Below are 19,971 nucleotides of genomic sequence, written 5' to 3'. Positions count from 1 at the left end.
TGGCACGAACGCGGGTCCGGAAGGCACTCCGTGGCCACTAGCGGCCATCGCGCGCGTTGAATAGTTCGTCCCGCTCGAACGCGCCTCAACAGGGGAAACGCGACGTACCGTGCACGAATGCAGTTCGGTGTCCTCGGGCCGCTCGATGTCGTGGGTGACGGGCATCGGGTTCAGCTGGGCGGGCCCAAGCAACGAGAACTGCTGGCGATGCTGCTGCTGCACGCGAACCGGGTGGTGCCCGCGGGCCGGCTCGTCGAAGCGCTCTGGGGCACGGAAGCGCCGGCGCGCGCCGACGTGACCCTGCGCAGCCACGTGCTGCACCTGCGCCAGCGGCTCGCCGCGTCCGGCGGCACCGACGTGCTGCTCACCCGTCGGCCCGGCTACGAGCTGCGGGCCGATCCCGCCGACGTGGACGCCCACCGGTTCGAGCTGCTCGCCCGGCGCGGACAGCACGCCCTCGACGACGGTGACCCCGAGCGGGCCGCCGACCTGCTTCGCGAGGCCCTCGCGCTGTGGCGGGGACCCGTGCTCGACGATCTCGGCCAGCCCGCGTTCGCCCAGGCCGCGACCGCCCGGCTCGAGGAGCTCCGCCTGGTCGCGATCGAGAACCGGATCGCGGCGGACCTGGCCCTGCACCGGCACCACGAGGTGATCGCGGAGCTCGAGCGCCTCGTGGCCGCTCACCCGTTCCGGGAAGGCTTCGTCGGCCAGCTGATGCTCGCGCTGTACCGCTCGGGCAGACAGGTCGACGCCCTGGACACCCACGCGTCGGCGCGCAAGCGGCTCAGCACCGAACTCGGTTTGGACCCCGGCCCCGCGCTGGCGGAGCTGGAGACTGCGATCCTGCGGCACGACCCGGCGCTGTCCCTTCCCGCACGGAGGCCACCCGGCCACGACCGCGAGGTGCTGCCGCCCGCCGACGCGTTGTTCGCGGTGGTCCGCCGGGTGCCGATCGTCGGCCGTCCCGCCGAGCTGCACCGCCTCCGCGCGCACTGGGCCGAGGTGCGGAAGGGCGCCCGGCGGGTCGTGTTCGTCTCGGGCGAGGCCGGGGTGGGCAAGACCCGGCTCGTCGCCGAGTTCGCGCACGGACTCGGCGACGACGCCGCGTTACTCGTCGGCCGTTGCGATCCGGCATCGCCGGTGCCGTACGGTCCGGTCGCGGGCGCGCTGCGCGCGAGCGCCGCGGTCGGTCGCGTCGTCGCCGGTGCGCCGGACGGGTTCCGCGACCGGCTCTCGCCGCTGCTGGACGGCTCGGCCGGTCCGCGCGAAGCACCGGCCGACGACGCCGCGGACGAGCGGCTCGCGTTGTTCGACACCGTGGTGTGGCTGCTGGATCGCCTCGCGGCCGAGCTGCCGGTTGTGCTAACCGTGGAGGAGGGCGAGCACATCGACCGCGCCAGCTCCCTGCTCATCCGGCACCTCGTCGGCCACCTCCCGAGGCGGATGCTGGTCGTCGTCTGTTTCCGCGACCCGCCGGGCGGCAGGCATCCGCCGTTGCTCGAACTGCTCGGCGATCTGGAGGGCTTCGCCGACCGGCTCGCGCTGCACCCGCTCACCGAGGACGACTTTGGCCCGCTCGTCACCGGGCTGACCGGGGCAGGAGCGCCGCGGGACTTCGTCAGAGCGTTGTGGCGCCACACCGGCGGGAACCCGTTCTACGCGACCGAGGTGGTCCGCGACCTTTCGGCCCGCGCAGCGCTGACGGCCGACGGCCACTGGGCGGTGCCCGCCGGCGTGCGGGACGTGCTGCGGCACCGGATGCACGCGCTGCCGGAACCCGTGCGGCAGGTGGTCCGCGTCGCCGCGGTGCTCGGCCGCGAGGTGGAGTTCGACGTGCTCGCCCGGCTGGTGGACGTCGACGAGGACTCGCTCATCGACGCGCTCGACCTCCTGGTCGCTGCGGGGCTGCTGGTCGAGGCGGGCAGCTCCTGGAAGGCGAGCTACGCGTTCCCGCACGACCTCATGCGCGACGCCGTCCACGCCGACCTGGCCGTGCCGCGGCGGCAGCGGATCCACGTGCGGGCCGCGAGGGCGCTGCTGGCCCGCCGACCCGGCCGCGCGCAGGACGTCATCGCCGCCGCCGCGCACCTGCGGCGAGCGGGGGCGGCGGCCGATCCGGTGGAGGCCGCCGACGTGGCGCTGCGGGCTTCCGACGAGGCGGCCCGGCTCTACGCCTGGGACGAAGCGGTCGGCCACGCCGAGACGGCCGTCGCGATCCTCGGCGACGGGGGCGCGCCCCCGGACCGGCTCGCTGACGCCAGGGTGCGGGCGGCGATGCTGCGGCTGAAGTCCAGCATCGGTTACCCGCTCGCGGTGCGGCACCTCGAAGCCGCGCTCGAGTCGTACCGCGCGGCCGGCGACGACTTCGCGGTCGCGTCCGTCCACAGCAGACTCGGCGCGGCGCTGTGCGCCCACCACTCCGTGCTCGACATCCCCAGGGCCATCGAGCATTTCGCCGCCGCGGAGGCGGCGCACGGGGAGGGCAGGGCGGCGTTCCACCTGCAGCGCGGCCTCGCCCTCGCGGCCATGTACGGACTGCGGACCGAGCTGCTCGGCACGTCCTCGCGCCGGGCTGGCGAGCTCGCGGCCCGCCTGGGTGGTCGCGAACTTGCCGTGCCCGCGTGGTGGGGACAGGCGTGGTTCCGGCTCAACCGCGGGGAACTGTCGGCGGCCGCGGCGACGCTGTCCGGGATGTGGACGACGGCCCGCGACTGCGGTGACGCCTACCTCGGGTGGATGACCGTGAACGCGGCGGCCCTGCACGCGACCGAGTACCTGCTCGATCCGGTGGCGGGACGCGACTGGTGCCGGCGGGGCCTCGCGCAGTCCCGGCTCGACACCTTCGCGCACCCGCACCAGTCCGTGCTCGACCAGCTGACGCTGGCACTCGCCCGCGCGGGGGAACTGGCCGCTGCCCGTGACACGGCGAGCAGGCTCTCCGCCGACGCCGTCAGCCTGCGGCTGCTGCTGATCCTCGACGGTGAGTGGGAACGCGCCGAGGCCGCGCTGGCCAAGGCGCTCGCCGCCGACGAGGCCGCCGGTGACCTGAACGACGCCGCCGTGCACGCGCGCTGGCTGGCCGGCGCCCGGTTGCTGCTCGGCGCCGAGGCCGGGGCGGTGGCCGCCCTGGAACGGGCACTCGCACTGGGTGTCGAGGGGCCACAGGTGCCCACCGAGCTCAGCGCTCGGGCCGAGCTGGCCCGCATTCACGTGGTGAGCGACATCGAGAACGCCGAGCGGCACCTCGCCCGCTGCGATGAGATCCTCGGCGGGGGCGAGGACTGGCGTGGCCTCGCGGGCGTCGTCGAGCTGGCGAGGGGAGCCGTCGCCGGCGCACGTGGACAGTCGCGGGAATCGGACGCCGCCTACGAGCGCGCGGTGCGGATCTTCGCGACTCACCGCCTCCCGTGGCATCGCGCGGCCGCCCTGCACGCGTGGGCCTGCCTGCTACTGGCCAGCGGACGTCCCGCCGAGGCCGAGGGCAGGCACCGCGAGACTTCGGCGCTGTACGACGAGCTCGGCGCCGTGCCGCGCTGGCGCAGACCGCCGGCCCCGCCATGACCGGCAGGCAAGGCGTGGCCTTCCACGCTCGTTCCACGTCGCTTCCACCGTGCCGCTGGACCGTGGGTTCGACAACCACGGACACCACGGAAAGCGAGACCATCATGAACGAGCGCGGGACCACGACCCGCTCGGCGCGCGCGGCGATCGCCGCGGCGAGCGCGACGTTGTTCGCGTGCCTGCTGGCGGCCCAGTCGGGGCTGCTGGCGCTGACGCCCGTACTGGCCAGTGTCGCGGCCGACTTCGACGTCTCTCCCGCGACCGCGGGACAGCTGCGCGCCGTCTCCGGCCTTGCGGCGGTCGTCGCCGCGGCCGGTCTCGTCGTCGCGGCGCGCCACCGGGACCTGCGGCGGCTGCTCACCACCGGCCTCTCGGCGATCACCGTCGGTGCGGTCGCCAGCGCGGGAGCACCGTCCTTCTGGGTGCTGGCGGGCGCCCAGGCGGTGCTGGGCGGCGGGATCGCCCTGGTGCTGGCGGCAGGCCTGGCCGCGGCCGCGAGCTGGGTGCCGCCCGAGCGGCGCGCCACGGCCCTGTCGTGGGCACTCGTCGGGCAGCCTTCCGCCTGGATCGTCGGAATGCCGGTGGTGGGCGCACTGGGTACGCACAGCTGGCGGCTCGTCTGGGTCCTGCCCTTCGCGGCGAGCGTCGTCGCGCTCGTAGCCGTGGCACTGCGCCGGCGAAGTGCGCCCGAACCCGGGCACCTTTCCGCACGCACGCTGCTGCGGCGTCCCGGAACGGCCCGCTGGGCGGTCGGCGAGTTCCTGGCCTACGCGGGCTGGGCAGGTGTGCTCGTCTACTCCGGCAGCCTCCTCACCGAGGCGCACGGCGCGTCGGTATCGGCCGCCGGCACGGCTCTCGGGATCGGCGCCGTGGGGTTCGTGCTCGGGATCTTCACGGGCCGCCGCTGGGTGACCGGTTCGGCACGACGGCTCCTGCTCGTCACCGGGCCCGTGCTGGCGGTGGCGACGTTGCTGCTGGGCGCCTTCCGCCCGTCCTTCCTCTTCTCGGTGGGGCTGTTCGCGCTGATCGCGTTCTTCGCGGGGGCCCGCATGATCGCGGGCAGCGCGCTCGGCCTCGACCTCGACGGGGTCGGCCCGCTGCAGGCGATGAGCCTGCGCGCCGCGGCCATGCAGTCCGGCTACCTGGGCGGCTCCGTGCTCGGCGGGATCGGGCTCAGCGTGGCCGGCTGGCCGGGCCTTGGCGCCGTACTCGCCACCTCGTTGCTGCTCACCGTGCCCGCCGCCGTGGTCACGTTCCCGGCCGCTCGCGGCAGGTGCGCTCCGGCCTTCGCGGAGGGGAGCGCGCGATGAACGACCGTTACGACGCGATCGTGGTGGGTGCGCGGGTCGCCGGGTCGACGCTCGCGACGCTGCTCGCCAGGGCCGGCTGGCGGGTGCTGCTGCTCGACCGTGACCGGTTCCCGAGCGACACCGTTTCGACGCACATGATGTTCCCCGACACGCTCCACCGGTTCGACGAACTCGGCCTCATGGCCCGGCTCCGGGCCGCACACGACGTTCCGCTGGTCCGCTTCGGCTGGCGCGTGCTCGGTCATCAGGTCGCGGGCGACTTCACCCCCGTCGGCGGCCACGACCGGGGCGCGTCCGTGCGCCGGATCGTCCTCGACGCCGCGCTGACCGGGCTGGCCGAGGACGCCGGGGCCGAACTGCGGACCGGGCACGCCGTCACCGGACTGCTGGGCGCCGATCCCGTCGAGGGCGTCGTCCTCGACTCGGGTGAGCGGATCCCGTCGCGCTGGGTCTTCGGCGCCGACGGGCGTGTGTCGACCGTCGCGAGGCGGCTGGGGCTGCCCGCATCGCGCGAGCGGCGCGGCGAGATGGCCTTCCTGCTGGCCTACTGGCGAGGCCTGCCCGCCTCCGAATGGTGCCACCTCGACATCCACGAGCGGGCGGCGCTGATGTCGGTGCCGTGCGAGGACGGCATCCACCTGCTGTCCCTGGCCGGTCCTCCCGGCCTGACCCGCGGCACGGCCGAGCGGCGGGAGAGCGCCTACCGGGACGGGCTGCGGCAGTTCCCCGCCGTGCTCAACCCGCGTCTGCTGGACCGGGCCCGGCGCGTGTCACCGCTCGTGGTGGTGCCCGAGACGATGATGCGCGGACACTACCGGCAGGCTGCCGGCCCCGGGTGGGCGCTGCTCGGCGACGCCGGTCACTTCAAGCACCCGACCACCGCGCAGGGCATCGGCGACGCGGTGCAGCAGGCGTTCCACATCGCCGGACAGCTGACCGGCGGAGGTGACCTCGCCGGGTACGAGCGGTGGCGCGACGAGCGCGCGGGGGAGCACTACGACTTCTCCTTCGACCTCGCCCGCTTCGGCTCGCCACGGGCCGCGGCGCACTACTCGGGCCTCGCCGCCGATCCCGCGGCCGGCCGGGACTTCCTGGACACGTTCACCAAGCGGCGGCGCCCGTCCGAGGTCTACACGCCCGAGCGGCTCGCCCGCTGGAAGGCCGCCTGGGCCTACGAGGACGGCCAACACCGCGTGCGCACACTCGTCGAGAGCGCCGAACCGCGGGTGCTCGCGAAGCAGGTCCCGGCCTGTCCTGAGTGGACGGTGCGCGACCTGCTGGCCCACCTGACGGGTGTGGTGGAGGACAGCGAGCGGGGCGCGTACTTCCCCGCCGCCGCCGACGCGTGGCAGGACCCCGCGATCGCGGAGGAGCGGGAACGCTGGACCGAGAGCCACGTCCAGCGGCGAGCCGGTCAGGACGTCGCCTCTCTGCTCGGTGACTTCGACGAGGCGACCCGCCGGTTCCTCACCGGTCTGCGACGGGGGAGCGGGCCCGTCGCCAGTGGACCCGCGTGGTTGCTCACCGCGCCGGTCGCCGACCTCGCGGTGCACCTCGACGACCTGTGCGAGGCGCTCGGCGAGCCCGTGGACGAGGGCGCGGCGGTGTCGAGGCTCGGCTTCGCCGTGTACCGCGGCTGGCTGCGCGCCCGGATCACGCGCCTCGGACTGCCGGCGTTGCGGCTCTCCGACGGCGTCGAGCACTGGGTGCTCGGCGACGGCGAACCGGCCGCGGGCGTGACCGCGCCGCGGCACGAGTTGTTCCGTGCAATCAGCGGCAGACGCTCCGCCGCGCGGATCAGGGGCCTCGCGTGGACCGGAGACCCCGAGCCATACCTGCCGGTCCTCGCGCCCTACCCGATGCCAGTCGACGAACGTCCGGCCACACCGGTGGCCGGCTTGATGAAGGGATGACCGGAAATGACCACCACGACCCCGTTCGCGGACATCAAGACGAAACAGCAGAAGATCTGGAGCAGCGGCGACTACGGCAAGATCGCCTGGCTGACCGTGCCACTGGCCGAGACGCTGTGCGCGGTCGTCGACCCGAGGCCCGGTGCGAAGGTGCTGGACGTCGCCACCGGAACCGGCCACGTCGCGATCACCGCGGCCCGCCGCTTCTGCGACGTCACCGGCATCGACTACGTACCGGCGCTGGTCACTGCCGCGCAGCGCCGCGCGCAGGCGGAGGATCTCGAGATCGACTTCCGGGAGGCGGACGCCGAGGACCTCCCGTTCGCGGAGGACTCGTTCGACTACGTGCTCTCCGCGATCGGCGTGATGTTCACCGCCGACCACCAGAAGGCGGCCGACGAGCTCGTGCGGGTGTGCAGGCCGGGCGGGCGGATCGGGCTCGCCAACTGGACACCCACCGGCTTCGTCGGCGAGCTGCTCAAGACGGTGACGCGTCACGTGCCACCGCCACCCGGTGCCCTGCCGCCCACCCGCTGGGGCACCGAGGAGACGGTGACGGAGCTGCTGGGCGGGCGGGTCACCGACCTGACCTTCACCACTGCCAGCGCGCGGCAGCGGTTCCCCAGCGCCGACTTCTTCGCGGATTTCTTCCTCACCCACTACGGCCCGACGTACGCGGCGGCGCAACGCCTCGACGAGCAGGGCCGGGCCACGTTCCGCGCGGACCTCGTCGACCTCGGCAACCGTGCCAACGTCGCCTCCGACGGCACGGTGGCCGCCGACTGGGAGTACGGCGTCGCGGTCGCGGCCAAGCGGTGAGCGGTACCAGCCCAGCACCGCGGTGAAGGCCACCTCGCCCGCGCCCGCGCGTCTCCCTCCAACGCCCAAGGGGAGGCGCTGCGCGCCGCCGTGCCTGTTCAACGCAGTGGAGGTGGCCTTCACCGCGATCGGACTCGCCGCGCTCGTCGCACGCTTGACCTCGACATTGGTGGAACTTCTAGGGTCGTGCGTACCGGACGAAAAGGAGGAACCGATGCTTCCTGGCCTTGACGAGCCGACGAGTGAGCGCGCGGAGCGGCGGCTGCGCGAGGAGCGCGAAATCTGGATCACGACCGTGCGCTCGGACGGGCAGCCCCAGGCGTCACCGGTCGGCTTCCTGTGGGACGGCGCCGAGTTCCTGGTGCTGAGCCAGCCCGGCACCCCGAAGATCGGCAACCTGGCGGGCAATCCGAAGGTCGCCATGCACCTCGACCTCGACCGGGACAGCGAGGACGGCAGCGTCCTGACACTCGAGGGCGTCGCCACGCTCGACGGCGAGCCGCTCAGCGCGGACGAGGCGGCCACCTACGTGGACAGGTACCAGGACGTGATCCGGGCGGCGCAGCTGACTGAGCAGGAGCTGTTCGCCGAGTTCTCGTCGGTGATCCGGGTGCGGCCCACCCGCGTGCGGTTCCACTGATCAACTTCCAACACGCCACATTTTCTAGGGTCCCTGATCTCACAAACCACAAGATGTAGTGTTGCTCCCGCTGGTGGTTCACCTCGTTCGCGCGGGGTGAGGCAAGAGGGAACCCGGTGCGAGTCCGGGACTGCCCCGCAGCGGTGAGCGGGAACGAACGCCGTCACCGTGCCGTCGACGGACGGCGCGGTAGCGCACTGGGCCGACGGGCCTGGGAAGCGACGGCCAGTAGGCCCGGCGCGGTCGCGAGATCGTGCCCGCCCGCGAGTCCGAAGACCTGCCACCGGTACGCGCACCGCCGGTGCGCGTGTCCGGGGGCCCCGAGGGAGGGCTCGCACGGGTCGGCACCGTCGCCGTATCACTGTGCTCTCGTCGCGCCTCGCGCGCCCCCGGCATCGGCTGTCGAGCTCGCGAGGAGAGAGCTGTGACCCATAATGTGGCGGCAACGCCCGAGAGGAACGCACCCGGCGAAGCGCCGCCCGGAGTGCGGGTGATCCGCAGGGACGGGAGCGTGTCGCCGTTCGACGCGGGCAAGATCTCGGTGGCGCTGACGAAGGCGTTCCTGGCGGTGGAGGGCGACGACGCCGCGGCGTCCTCGCGGATCCACCACGTGGTCGCCGAGCTCACCGGGCAGGTGGAGGCGTCGCTGTTGCGGCACACCGGTGCTGAGACGGCGCTGCACATCGAGCACATCCAGGACATCGTCGAACTGGCCCTCATGCGCGGCGGCCACCACAGGGTCGCCCGCGCGTACGTGCTGTACCGGGAGGAACGTGCCAAGGCGCGCGAGCAGCGCGTTCCGAGGCGGGACGAAGGCGGGTTGACGGTGCGGGCCGCGGACGGCACGGCCTCGCCGCTGGACTGGCAGCGCGTGACCGAGGTCGTTGAGGAGTCGGTCGCCGGGCTGGAGGGCACCGCGGCGCAGCCGGTGCTCGCCGAGACGCGCCGCAACCTCTACGACGGCATCAGCGCCGAGGAGCTGGCACTCGCCCTGATCATGGCCGCCCGCACGCTGGTGGAGCACGAGCCGAACTACTCCTATGTGAGCGCACGGCTGCTGCTGGACAAGCTGCGCGGGGAGGCCCTGACGCACCTGGCGGGGGAGCCGAGGCAGGCCGATCATCGGCAGCTGGCGGACGGCTACGGCGACTACTTCCGCGCCTACGTCCGGCGCGGGGTGGAGCTGGAACTGCTCACTCCCGAGCTGCGGACGTTCGACCTCGACCGCATCGCGGCGGCGATCCGTCCCGAGCGAGACCTCGGCTTCGGCTTCCTGGGCCTGCAGACGTTGTACGACCGGTACTTCCTGCACGAGCGCGGCACGCGGTTCGAGCTGCCGCAGGCGTTCTTCATGCGCGTGGCGATGGGGCTCGCACTGCGCGAGGACGACCGCGAGGCGCGGGCGGTGGAGTTCTACGAGCTGCTCTCGACGTTCCACTTCATGGCGTCCACCCCGACGCTGTTCAACGCTGGCACCACGCGCCCTCAGCTGTCGTCGTGCTTCCTCACCACGGTGGACGACGACCTGAACGCGATCTTCCAGGGCTACCAGAACAACGCGCTGCTGGCGAAGTACTCGGGCGGGCTCGGCAACGACTGGACGCCGGTGCGCGGGCTCGGCGCGCACATCAAGGGCACCAACGGGCAGTCGCAGGGTGTGGTGCCGTTTCTGAAGATCGCCAACGACACCGCGGTGGCCGTGAACCAGGGCGGCAAGCGCAAGGGCGCCGCGTGCGCGTACCTCGAGACCTGGCACGTCGACATCGAAGAGTTCCTCGACCTGCGCAAGAACACCGGCGACGAGCGCAGGCGCACCCACGACATGAACACCGCCAACTGGGTGCCCGACGAGTTCCTTCGCCGCGTCGAGGCCGACACGACGTGGACCCTGTTCTCCCCGGACGAGGTTCCCGACCTGCACGACACCTACGGCAACGCGTTCGCCGAGCGCTACCGCGAGTACGAGGCCGCCGCCGACCGCGGCGAGATCCGGGTGTTCCGCCGGGTGCGCGCGGTGGAGCTGTGGCGGCGCATGCTGACGATGCTGTTCGAGACCGGCCACCCGTGGATCACGTTCAAGGATCCGTGCAACCTGCGCTCGCCGCAGCAGCACGCCGGAGTGGTGCACTCGTCGAACCTGTGCACCGAGATCACGCTCAACACCAGCGGCGACGAGGTGGCCGTCTGCAACCTCGGCTCGGTGAACCTCGCCCGGCACGTCACGCGCGACGGGCTCGACGCCGAGCGTCTGGAGCGCACCGTCACCACCGCGGTGCGGATGCTCGACAACGTGATCGACATCAACTTCTACACGATTCCCGAGGCCCGCAGGGCGAACCTGCGACACCGCCCGGTGGGGCTCGGGCTGATGGGCCACCAGGAGGCGCTGTTCGAGCAGGGCATCGCGCTGGCCTCCGATGCGGCGGTGGAGTTCGCCGACCGCAGCATGGAGCACCTCAGCTACTACGCGATCGCGGCCTCCTCGCGGCTCGCGGAGGAGCGTGGGCCGTACCAGAGTTACGAGGGTTCGCTGTGGAGCAAGGGAATCCTGCCGATCGACTCCCTGCGGTTGCTGGCAGAGCACCGCGTTGGCGACGGGCTTGACGTCGACTATTCGTCCACTCTGGACTGGGACACCCTGCGGCACCGGGTCCGCGCCAGCGGGATGCGCAACTCGAACGTGCTGGCGATCGCGCCGACGGCCACGATCTCCAACATCTGCGGCGTCGGCCAGTCCATCGAGCCGCAGTTCCGGAACCTGTTCGTCAAGTCCAACATGTCCGGCGACTTCACGGTGGTGAACCCCTACCTGGTGCGCGACCTCAAGGAGCGCGGCCTGTGGGACGAGGTGATGGTGTCGGACCTGAAGTACTTCGACGGCAGCCTCGGCGAGATCGACCGGGTGCCGGACGAGCTGAAGTCGCTGTACGCCACGGCGTTCGAAGTGGACAGTCGCTGGCTCGTGGACGCCGCGTCGCGCAGGCAGAAGTGGATCGACCAGGCGCAGTCGCTGAACCTTTACCTCGCCGCGCCGAGCGGGCGCAAGCTCGACGAGCTGTACCGCTACGCGTGGCACAAGGGCCTGAAGACCACCTACTACCTGCGGGCGCAGTCGGCGACCCACGTGGAGAAATCCACGCTGCGCGGCACCGACGGCAAGCTCAACGCCGTCGCCCCCGCCGTGCCCACGGTGCCCACCGTGTCGCCCGAGCCGGCGGCGTGCCGGATCGACGACCCCGACTGCGAAGCCTGCCAGTAAAGGACTACCGACCTGTGACGACAATGCAATCCTTCACCGTCGACCGCGGCGCCGACCGGGTCAGCGTCGACGACAAGGCGATGATCAACGCCCGCGCCGACGTCAACCAGCTGCTGCCGCTCAAGTACGGCTGGGCGTGGGAGAAGTACCTCGCGGGCTGCAACAACCACTGGATGCCCACCGAGGTGCCGATGCAGGCCGACATCGCCCTGTGGAAGTCGGCCGACGGGCTCACCGACGACGAGCGGCTGATGCTCAAGCGCAACCTCGGCTTCTTCGCCACCGCGGAGTCGCTGGTGGCCAACAACATCGTGCTCGCCGTGTACAAGCACATCACCAACCCCGAGTGCCGCCAGTACCTGCTGCGACAGGCGTTCGAGGAGGCCGTGCACACCCACACGTTCCAGTACATCTGCGAGAGCCTCGGCCTCGACGAGGGCGAGCTGTTCAACATGTACCGGGAGGTGCCCTCGATCTCCGACAAGGACGCATGGGCGCTGCGCTACACCCGGAACCTGGAGAACCCGGGTTTCGCCACCGGCAGCGCCGAGGCCGACCAGAACTTCCTGCGGGACCTCGTGGCCTTCTACGTGGTGTTCGAGGGCATGTGGTTCTACACCGGATTCGTGCAGATCCTGTCGCTGGGCCGCCGCAACAAGATGGTCGGCATCGCCGAGCAGTACCAGTACATCCTGCGCGACGAGTCGATCCACCTGAACTTCGGAATCGACTGCATCAACCAGATCAAGATCGAGAACCCGCACCTGTGGAGTCCGGAGTTCCAGGCGGAAGTGCGTGGGATGCTCACCGAGGCATGCGAGCTGGAGGTCGCCTACGCCCGCGACACCATGCCGCGCGGGATGCTCGGGCTCTCGGCGGCGTCGTGCGAGCAGTACATGCACTTCATCACCGACCGGCGGGCACAGCAGCTCGGGCTCGCTCCGGTCTTCGGCGAGGACGAGAACCCGTTCCCGTGGATGTCCGAAACCATGGACCTGAAGAAGGAGAAGAACTTCTTCGAGACACGGGTGATCGAGTACCAGAGCGGAGGCGCGCTGGACTGGGACTGACCTGAGACCAGCCGCAGTGAAGGCCACCATGCCTGCGTTGAACGCAGTGCAGGCCACCATGCCTGCGTTGAACGCAGTGAAGGTGGCCTTCACTGCGGTCGGCGCCCCTAGAAGTCGGCCGCCTTGCCGATGTAGATCTCCGAGAACGACGCGGCCGCGGCGGGGGAGGCGAGCAGACGGCGCAGCCGGGCCTGCGCCAGCCGCGCGCGGAACGGGTCCGGCGGCGGGTCGAGCGTCGAGCTGTGGAAGATGTCCGACAACCACTGCGAGAACTCCTGGTACTGCCACACCCGCGCCAGGCACGTCTGCGAGTAGCGCGCCAGCGGCTCGTCGTCGCCGCCGAGGTAGTGCGTGAGGATCGCCGAGGAGAGGTGGAACGCGTCGTGCAGGGCGAGGTTGAGGCCCTTCGCCGCGATCGGCGCGACGACGTGGGCGGACTCGCCCGCCAGGTACAGCCTGCCACGGGACATCGGTTCGGTGACGTAGTTGTGCATGCTCAGCACGCGCTTCTCGATCAGCGGTCCACTGGTGATCGGCCCGTCCGGCACGCCGAGCCGCGCGTGCAGCTCCTCCCAGACGCGCTCGTCGGGCCAGTTCTCCTCGGCGTCGCCGGGAGGGCACTGCAGGTAGAAGCGGGTGACCTGCGGGGTGCGGGCCATGTGCGCGGCGAAGCCACGCGGATGGATGCCGAACATGACGCCGTCGGAGCTCGGCGGTGCCTCGGCGAGCAGTGCGAGCCAGCCGACGCCGTAGTCGTGACTCAGCGTCCGCCCGCGGACGAGCCTGCGCGTGACGCCCTGCGCGCCGTCGCAGCCGGCGACGAAGTCGCAGTCCAGCCTGGTGGGCGTGCCGGTCTCGGGGTCGGAGAAGGTGACGGCCGGGGCGCCCGACTCGATGTCTCGCGGCACGGCGTCGACGACCTCGAACAGGACGCGCCCGCCGCGCTCGACGTAGCGCGAGACGAGATCGGTGACCAGCACCTGCTGTGGGTAGACGAAGTGCCGTTGCCCGGCCCAGCGGGTGTAGTCGAACGGGTGCCGGGCGCCTTCGAACCGGAACTCGAACCCGGAGTGGGTGGGGGCGGACCGCAGAAGCCCGTCGGCCAGGCCGTGCGCGTCGAGGCCGCGCACCGCCCACTCCTCGATGAACCCGGCGCGGGGGCGCTGCTCGATGAAGGCCCGCGTTCGCGCCTCCAGCAGCACGCAGTCGATGCCGTTGTCGTGCAGGATGTTCGCGAGTGCCAGCCCTGCCGGTCCGGCGCCGATCACGACGACACGGGTGCTATCGGCCACGGTGACCTCCCCAAGTACGGCGTTACCCATCTTGCTGACTCGGGGATGGGAAATCAACGAGCTACCGCCTGCCGCGCCGGCCGACCCCCAGCAGCGGTCGGCGCGGCAGGCGGGCTATGGGTGGGTGAGTCTCTCCATGAGCAGCCCGACGAAGTGGTTCATGTCGGCTTTCAGGCAGGGGGCCTGCGCGTGCTTGCCGTTGCAGCCCTCACCCCAGCCGGCGCCGTCGCCGTAGTCGATGAACGTGTGCGGGGTCCCGGCCGCGACAAGGTTGTCGCGCGTGACCAGGTTGGTGTCGCGCGCGATGCTCTCGGTGAGCGCCTGCGGGAGGTTGTCGGCGAGGTTTCCGCCGTTGCCGGTGTACATCGCCACGCCCATGCCGCGCAGGGACTGCACGTGCTGGGCGGGGCTTGTCTCGTTCCACACCGTGTCCAGGGGCCACACCGGCACGCCGAAGATGGCGTCCGGCGGCACGGTGGGCGTGCCACCGGCTGACAGCTGCGTGGTGCCGACCACCGCCACGCGCTGGGCCTGGTTCAGCAGGTCGAGACCGCCCGAGAAGCTGCCGACGTAGCCGAAGAGCTCCGGTCGCTTCTGCGCGTAATGGAACGCGCCGAAGCCGCCCATCGAATGCCCGGAGATGGCCCGGCCGTCCCGGCCGGCAATGGTGCGCAGGTTGGCGTCGACGAACGGGATCACCTGGTCGAGGTGGAAGTTCTGCCAGTTCTGCGCGCCGAGCGAGGCGGGCGGGTTGACCCAGTTGGTGTACCAGCCGCGCCCGGAACCGTTGGGGGCCACGGTGATCAGCGGGACACCACCGGCCGTGGACTCCTCGAACATCTGCTTGTTCAGCAGGCTGTCCGGGTAGTCGGGGTGGCCGTGCAGGTGGTACTGCACCGGGTAGCGGGTGTCGCCGGAGGAGTCGTAGCCCTCCGGGAGCGTCACCATGATCACGTGCTCGCCGGAGGTCTGCCCCTGCAGGGTCGAGTAGCGCGGCACCTCGGCCGTGCGCACGACGAACTTGAACGTGCGCCGCTCGTCGTCCACCCACCACGGCTGCCTGACGACCGTGAGCCCGTGGCCGTCGGCGAAGACCGGTGGCGCGGCGGCCGCCCGCGCGGCCGGGGCGGCCCCGGTGAGGCCGAGCACGCTCATCAGCGCGAACGCGACACCCAGTGCCGCCAGGGTTCTGCGTCGCCTCATCGGCACTCTCCCTCGCACAGCGCGGCGTCGGCCACGCCGGGGGACGACGGGGCCTGGGGGTTCATGTTGGAGCTGGTCATGCTCGACGCGAACCGGCCGTCGTCCGTGGCCATCGTGAGCGACGAGTGCCCGGGCGGCGAGGTGCCGTCGTGCCTCCACGCCACGACGCCGCACGACCGGTACCGGCTGCGCTTGCCGAGCCCGTAGCCGTCCGGGTGTTCCGGTGGGAACGCACCGTCGTGCGCATCTCGGCGAGCGCCTCCGGTGACACGACTGTCGTCCATCGCCGCGCGGACCAGCGCGGCCGGCTCGCAGGTGCCGGCCGGTCGCGCCGTCGCGCCGCTGGCGTTGTCGGGCAGCCCGGCGGTGTGGTTGAGCAGCGTGAACGTCTTGGTCTGGCTGCCCGCGCGGAACGGGCCGGTCGCCGTGACCGCCCGGTCCCCGCCGACGTCGGCCGACCCGCCGGCGAGCGTCCACCAGCCGGCTCCCCGGCCCGCGTGGACGGCGGCTCCTGGGCCCGCTTTCCCCTGGTGCCGGTCGAGGACGGCCTGGGTGCCGGCGTCCTCGTTCTCCTGTGCCGCCGCGGGTGCGATCGGGACGGTGCCGGCGAGCGGGACACCGCTCACAGCCCCGGCCAGCCACCGGGTGGTCGTTCTGGTCATGTCTCCCCAGTTCGGTGAGTACGGTGGGTTGCGCAGGTCACGCTCGCGTGGCCGGTGTCCATTCGCCGTCGAGCGGGTTCTCGGGCTTTGGTTCCTCTTCCTGCTCCGGCGCACTGTCCGAGCCGGACTCGGAAGAAGCGGGGGAATGGGCGCCGGATTGCTCGGAGGCAGTGGTGGATGAGCCGGACGAGTCGCCTCCGCCCGCGAGGTCGCCGATGACGGTGAGCCCTTCCTTGACGACGTTGAGCACGCCGACCGCGCCCTCGATGAGCTTCACCAGGTTCTCGCCGCTGGCCAGCAGCGCGGCCAGCTTGGCCGCGATCTGGCCGCCGTAGTCGACGGCGATGGCCACGCACTGGGGGATCGCCTGCGCTATGCTCGCTCCGAATGTCGCGGGCGCCGCGGCGATCGCCTGGGTCATGATGGGCACGATCTTGCCGACGGCCTCGGTGATGAGCCGGGTGACGATGTCGACGACCTGTGCCACCACCTCGCCCGCGGCGATCATCGCCTTCGAGTTGGTGGCTGCGGTTTCGGCGATCGACGTGATCCCGTCGACCAGTTTGGTCGCGGTCTCCGTGTAGTTCGTCTTGGCGTCACCGGACCACTCGCTGTTCTCTTTGTCTACTGTGGAGCCATATTCCCGGGCCACGGAGCCCGCGCCCTGCGCCGCGCTCTCGTGCTCACCGGCGGGTCCCGACACCGAGTCCGGCTCACCCCGCAGCTGCCCGAGCGGCTCCTCCAGGAACGAGATCATGGGGGTGAGGAAGTCGCACCCGGCGCTCGCGAGCGCCGACAGCGGGCTCGCGGTCGAACCGAGCATGCCGAGCGAGACCGCGGGCTCGCCCGCGATCTCGACCGAGAGCCATTCCTTGCTGTGCACGGAGTCGCTAGCGAGTCGCAGGTCGGCGAGTGCTGTGCTGATCTCCACCGCCGAGCGTTCCTCGGGCGAGCCCTCGGTGTCCTCCAGGGAAGGGTGCTGGGGGTACGTCGTCGTCGCGTTCACCGGGTGCCCTCCCCGATGCCGGTGAGGCCGCCCGCGTGCTCGGAGTCGGAGTCCTCGTACTGGTCCGCGGCCCGCCGCATCCCGTCACCCACTTTGTCCAAGGTGGACGCCGCGTGTGCGAATGCGCCCATCGTCTCGGTCATCGCCGCACCGATTCCGGCGGTGATGAACTGGGCGAAAGCGCCCAACGACCGGGCTCCCATCTCACCGGGCAGCACGGAGCCGATCGACGACAGCCGGTCGGCGTGCGCGGCCAACCTGCCCGCGTGCGCGCGCAGCTGCTCGGGGTCGACGGTGTAGGACGGATGTGGGCTCATCGCACGACCTCCGCGGGGAGGTGCTGCGTGATCTGGGTGAGCGCCGCGTTGTCGCCGAGATAGCCGGCCATCACCTCGGCCATCCGCGCGGCGGCGATGCGCTGGGCCTCGCGGGCGGTGCTGACGATGAGCGCCGCGAGGGCCTCGGCTTCGAGCCTGCGCGCCATGGGCGTCAGCTTGACGTCCTGGAGGGCGCCGGTGGCGTTGACCGACACCGTGACCTCTCCTCGGGGCGACGTCGCGGTCGCCCCGGTCTCCTGCAGGCTCTCGCTCGCCTGCCGTGCTCCGTACGCCGCGCGCTCAAGGCGGTCGCGGTACTCGGCCAGCCACTGCGCTGGTTCCATGAGGGTGTCCTTTCCTTCGTGTGGATGTGCTAGCCGCGGGCCGCGGTCGCCGCTTCGGCCAGCGTCCTGATCAGCTCGTTGTGCCGCAACGGATTGATGCTCACCCAGCCGCGAGTGTCGCTGTCCACCCTGAGCCTCCCTCTCGGACTGTCCAGCCACGACAGTTCGAGAGGGCGTTCGACGGCGCCGGTGCCAGGACGGCGCACCACTCCCAGCTGTCCGCGGCCCACCACCGAGGGCACGAGGTTGACGAGCGCGTCGACGGCGGCCTCGTCACCCCCGCGTTCCCGGACCAGGGTGCGCACCCGCTTGCGGGGAGCGGCGATGCCGGCCGTGTTCTCCAGCAGCCGCAAGGCGTCCCCGATGACGCCGGGTGGCAACGTGATCGGCATCGCAGACGCGGCCGTGGCCTTCGGGATGTACTTCGTGAACGCGTCGGTCAGGGCGGCGGCCGGGACGCGCGTGACGGTGACCGGGCCAGGGGTGCGGCCGATCGACTGGCGGCACACCACGGCGTGGGCCCCGGCGATCATGGCGACGACGCCCGTCACCGTGACGCCGTCGACCACCACCAGGTCGACCGCGTTCCGGTGACCCCGCAGGGCGGCGACCAGGTCCGCCGCGAGGCCGGCCGGGCCGCGTCCGGTGGCCAGCCGCCGCTCGGCCAGCGTGCGGCCCGCCGCGGCGAGCAGCGCCGTGCGCTCGCCCTCGATCCGCCCGAACGACGGCACCCGCAGCGGGAACGGAAACCGCACGCCGGCGAACGTGCCGAGAAGATCCAGCTCCGTCAGTGCCAGCTCGACGCCGTCGCCGGTGGCCGGTGCGATCGTGGCCGTCACGACGACCGCCCCGCCGCCTCGGAACGACCGGTCGCCGTGTGCCCGCCCGGATCGGCGGACTCCTCCGCCGCACGCAGATCCTCGCCGGAGGAGTCCTCGTGCTCCTGGTACTTCCGCTTGGCCTCGGACAGCATCTGCTGGTACTCCCGGACCTCGCGCTCCGTGGCCTTGACCTCCCCGGCGAGACCGGAGCTTCCCGCCGCCTCCCGCAGCCGCATCGCGAGGTGCACGGCGGGTGGCGCGGTGCCGAGCATCGGCAGCCGCTCGGCCAGCCTGCTCGCGGTCGCCACCAGGTCCCCGGTCAGGTCGCCCAGCTCGGCCAGCGCCGTGATCCGCTGGTCGAGCAGGTCCAGCTCGAGCTCGATCCCCTTGCCGTCACTCATTGGTCGACCTCCCCCTGAAGACCGATGACCGCTTCACTGCCGGGCTCCTGCAGCGGGAACAGCTCGTGGTCGATCGTCGGCAGCCGGTTCTCGTGCTCGTCGTCGTCGGAGCCGGGGCGCGCGCCGGCTGCGCCGGGCGGCACCATGCCGCCCATCGCACCCGAGCGGGAGGCGGCCGCCTCGGCGGCGAGCTGCGCGGCCGAGGCGGGTCCGCCGTGCATCGCCATCGAGCCGACCCGCATGCCCTGCGCGAGTGCGTTGGCCGCCTGGCCCATCCCCGCGACCTGGCCCATCCCTGCGGCCTGGCCGATTCCCGCCGCCAGGCCCCCGCCGGGGAGCGTGCCCGTGGTGGCCCCGCCCGCGAGTCCCTTGGCCGTGCCGCCGCCGGAGCCGACGAGGCTCTGCCACGACGGCGTCGCGCTCGCGGTCGTGGCGGACGACGGCGTGGTGGCGCTGGTCGGCGTGCTCGCGGCCGCCGGGATCGTGCCCCGCGCCTGACCGATCAGCTCGCTCGAGCTCGTCAGGCTGGTCTCGTAACCCTGCATCGCGCGCACTGCCTGCTGCTTCTGCATGTCCGTGGTGCCGGCGCCCGTGTAGAAGCTGAACCCGGCGCCGCCCACCGCCCCGAAGGCGCTGCCGGTGTCCGAGGTCGTGGTGCTCGGCTGTGGCTGCGCGGGCTGGAACTGCGACGCCATCCGCCGTCCGAACGCGGCCCAGTCGGACGGCGTCGGTGCGGCCGTGGCCGGGGTGCTCGTAGTCGGCGCCGTGGTGACACCGGCCCAGTTCGCGGCCGCGTCGGTCATCGGAGCGGCCGGGTCGCCGGGCGGCGGTGGCATCATGGCCCGCGCCCTCGCCAGTGCGTCGGCCGCCTGCTCCGCGGCCTGCTCTCCCGCGTGAGCGAGCTCGGCGATCTTCTCCACCCGGTCGGCGAGCACGTCGAGCCTGCGGGCGGCCTCCTCGGCGCCCGTTCCCCGCCAGCTCTCCAGCAGCGCGGTCCGCTGCTCGCGCAACACCTCGGCGTGGTTGACGAGTGCGGCCCGGTGCTCGGCCCACTCCGCGGCGACGGTGCTGACGTCGGTGACGTCGGCGTCCTGCCACAACATCTGGTACAGCTCCCCGTGGCTGTACGCGTCCCAGTTGACGCCGCCCTGCGGCGGTGCGGGCTGACCGAAGTACACATCCCACACGCCGGCGACGCCCGCCGTCGCCGGCTCCTCGGCCGGGGACACCGGCTCCGGCCGTGTCCCCGCCGATGACGTCTCGCTTGCCACCCGAGAATCCCCTTTCCGGTCGCCGACCTCTCATCGGCGTGGGGAGATATTCACGGGAAGCGGGCACAGCGTGGAAGGTCGC

Annotated in this window: 16 protein-coding genes and 1 riboswitch; of the genes, 7 read left to right on the top strand and 9 right to left on the bottom strand. The window is 72.0% G+C overall.

The genetic code is table 11. The annotated features are described in order from the left end of the window. Nucleotides 1–117 precede the first annotated feature (117 nt). From DI005_RS28840 to DI005_RS28810, 7 genes are all read left to right on the top strand, one after another. The gene (locus DI005_RS28840; RefSeq protein WP_113644239.1) at nt 118–3,561 is read left to right on the top strand and encodes a BTAD domain-containing putative transcriptional regulator; all 3,444 of its coding nucleotides are present in this window, start codon (nt 118–120) and stop codon (nt 3,559–3,561) included. 104 nt (nt 3,562–3,665) lie between these two features. Then, nucleotides 3,666–4,871, top strand: coding sequence for an MFS transporter (locus DI005_RS28835; RefSeq protein ID WP_158303064.1), 1,206 nt, complete (start codon nt 3,666–3,668; stop codon nt 4,869–4,871). Beyond that, nucleotides 4,868–6,784, top strand: a complete 1,917-nt coding sequence (locus DI005_RS28830; protein WP_113644237.1) for an FAD-dependent monooxygenase — start codon at nt 4,868–4,870, stop codon at nt 6,782–6,784. The genes DI005_RS28835 and DI005_RS28830 overlap by 4 nt, the downstream gene beginning before the upstream one ends. A 6-nt stretch (nt 6,785–6,790) precedes the next feature. Beyond that, complete coding sequence (locus DI005_RS28825) at nt 6,791–7,603, top strand: class I SAM-dependent methyltransferase (protein ID WP_113644236.1); 813 nt, start codon at nt 6,791–6,793, stop codon at nt 7,601–7,603. Between the two features lie 214 nt (nt 7,604–7,817). Beyond that, a complete protein-coding gene (locus DI005_RS28820) occupies nt 7,818–8,243 on the top strand; it encodes a pyridoxamine 5'-phosphate oxidase family protein (RefSeq protein WP_147263920.1) in 426 nt (141 codons plus the stop codon). Between the two features lie 57 nt (nt 8,244–8,300). Next, nucleotides 8,301–8,543: riboswitch (cobalamin riboswitch) on the top strand. A gap of 136 nt (nt 8,544–8,679) precedes the next feature. Next, nucleotides 8,680–11,502, top strand: a complete 2,823-nt coding sequence (locus DI005_RS28815; protein ID WP_113644234.1) for a ribonucleoside-diphosphate reductase subunit alpha — start codon at nt 8,680–8,682, stop codon at nt 11,500–11,502. A 23-nt stretch (nt 11,503–11,525) separates the two neighbouring features. Beyond that, nucleotides 11,526–12,572, top strand: coding sequence for a ribonucleotide-diphosphate reductase subunit beta (locus tag DI005_RS28810; protein ID WP_113644233.1), 1,047 nt, complete (start codon nt 11,526–11,528; stop codon nt 12,570–12,572). A 107-nt stretch (nt 12,573–12,679) separates the two neighbouring features. Here DI005_RS28810 and DI005_RS28805 read toward each other — a convergent pair whose 3' ends face one another. From DI005_RS28805 to DI005_RS28765, 9 genes are all read right to left on the bottom strand, one after another. Then, nucleotides 12,680–13,864, bottom strand: coding sequence for a 4-hydroxybenzoate 3-monooxygenase (locus DI005_RS28805; protein WP_233520352.1), 1,185 nt, complete (start codon nt 13,862–13,864; stop codon nt 12,680–12,682). Between the two features lie 114 nt (nt 13,865–13,978). After that, nucleotides 13,979–15,067, bottom strand: coding sequence for an alpha/beta hydrolase family protein (locus DI005_RS28800; protein WP_113644231.1), 1,089 nt, complete (start codon nt 15,065–15,067; stop codon nt 13,979–13,981). After that, nucleotides 15,064–15,729 (bottom strand): serine hydrolase, encoded by a 666-nt coding sequence (locus tag DI005_RS28795; protein WP_113644230.1) that lies wholly within the window; start codon nt 15,727–15,729, stop codon nt 15,064–15,066. The genes DI005_RS28800 and DI005_RS28795 overlap by 4 nt, the downstream gene beginning before the upstream one ends. A gap of 37 nt (nt 15,730–15,766) precedes the next feature. Beyond that, a complete protein-coding gene (locus DI005_RS28790) occupies nt 15,767–16,735 on the bottom strand; it encodes a hypothetical protein (RefSeq protein ID WP_113644229.1) in 969 nt (322 codons plus the stop codon). Next, complete coding sequence (locus DI005_RS28785) at nt 16,732–17,052, bottom strand: WXG100 family type VII secretion target (RefSeq protein WP_113644228.1); 321 nt, start codon at nt 17,050–17,052, stop codon at nt 16,732–16,734. Before DI005_RS28785 ends, DI005_RS28790 begins: the two co-directional genes overlap by 4 nt. Beyond that, entirely contained in the window at nt 17,049–17,396 is a 348-nt protein-coding gene (locus DI005_RS28780) for a YbaB/EbfC family nucleoid-associated protein (protein WP_112270040.1), read from the bottom strand. Before DI005_RS28780 ends, DI005_RS28785 begins: the two co-directional genes overlap by 4 nt. Before the next feature lie 29 nt (nt 17,397–17,425). After that, a complete protein-coding gene (locus tag DI005_RS28775) occupies nt 17,426–18,235 on the bottom strand; it encodes an ESX secretion-associated protein EspG (protein WP_112270041.1) in 810 nt (269 codons plus the stop codon). Further along, complete coding sequence (locus DI005_RS28770; RefSeq protein WP_113644227.1) at nt 18,232–18,618, bottom strand: hypothetical protein; 387 nt, start codon at nt 18,616–18,618, stop codon at nt 18,232–18,234. Before DI005_RS28770 ends, DI005_RS28775 begins: the two co-directional genes overlap by 4 nt. Continuing rightward, entirely contained in the window at nt 18,615–19,889 is a 1,275-nt protein-coding gene (locus tag DI005_RS28765) for a hypothetical protein (protein WP_113644226.1), read from the bottom strand. Before DI005_RS28765 ends, DI005_RS28770 begins: the two co-directional genes overlap by 4 nt. Nucleotides 19,890–19,971 lie beyond the last annotated feature (82 nt).

The sequence above is a fragment of the Prauserella sp. PE36 genome, from assembly GCF_003311655.1.
Lineage (GTDB): Bacteria > Actinomycetota > Actinomycetes > Mycobacteriales > Pseudonocardiaceae > Prauserella_A > Prauserella_A endophytica.
Note: the sequence above shows the minus strand (reverse complement) of the source record. Positions and strands in the feature narration are given on the sequence as shown.

What these genes read in the sequence shown, in the direction of transcription:
- DI005_RS28785 (WP_113644228.1), bottom strand. Translation starts at nt 17,052, where the DNA reads ATGAGCCCACATCCGTCCTACACCGTCGACCCCGAGCAGCTGCGCGCG.
- DI005_RS28810 (WP_113644233.1), top strand. Translation starts at nt 11,526, where the DNA reads ATGCAATCCTTCACCGTCGACCGCGGCGCCGACCGGGTCAGCGTCGAC.
- DI005_RS28795 (WP_113644230.1), bottom strand. Translation starts at nt 15,729, where the DNA reads ATGACCAGAACGACCACCCGGTGGCTGGCCGGGGCTGTGAGCGGTGTC.
- DI005_RS28780 (WP_112270040.1), bottom strand. Translation starts at nt 17,396, where the DNA reads ATGGAACCAGCGCAGTGGCTGGCCGAGTACCGCGACCGCCTTGAGCGC.
- DI005_RS28770 (WP_113644227.1), bottom strand. Translation starts at nt 18,618, where the DNA reads ATGAGTGACGGCAAGGGGATCGAGCTCGAGCTGGACCTGCTCGACCAG.
- DI005_RS28820 (WP_147263920.1), top strand. Translation starts at nt 7,818, where the DNA reads ATGCTTCCTGGCCTTGACGAGCCGACGAGTGAGCGCGCGGAGCGGCGG.
- DI005_RS28800 (WP_113644231.1), bottom strand. Translation starts at nt 15,067, where the DNA reads ATGAGGCGACGCAGAACCCTGGCGGCACTGGGTGTCGCGTTCGCGCTG.
- DI005_RS28830 (WP_113644237.1), top strand. Translation starts at nt 4,868, where the DNA reads ATGAACGACCGTTACGACGCGATCGTGGTGGGTGCGCGGGTCGCCGGG.
- DI005_RS28825 (WP_113644236.1), top strand. Translation starts at nt 6,791, where the DNA reads ATGACCACCACGACCCCGTTCGCGGACATCAAGACGAAACAGCAGAAG.
- DI005_RS28835 (WP_158303064.1), top strand. Translation starts at nt 3,666, where the DNA reads ATGAACGAGCGCGGGACCACGACCCGCTCGGCGCGCGCGGCGATCGCC.
- DI005_RS28840 (WP_113644239.1), top strand. Translation starts at nt 118, where the DNA reads ATGCAGTTCGGTGTCCTCGGGCCGCTCGATGTCGTGGGTGACGGGCAT.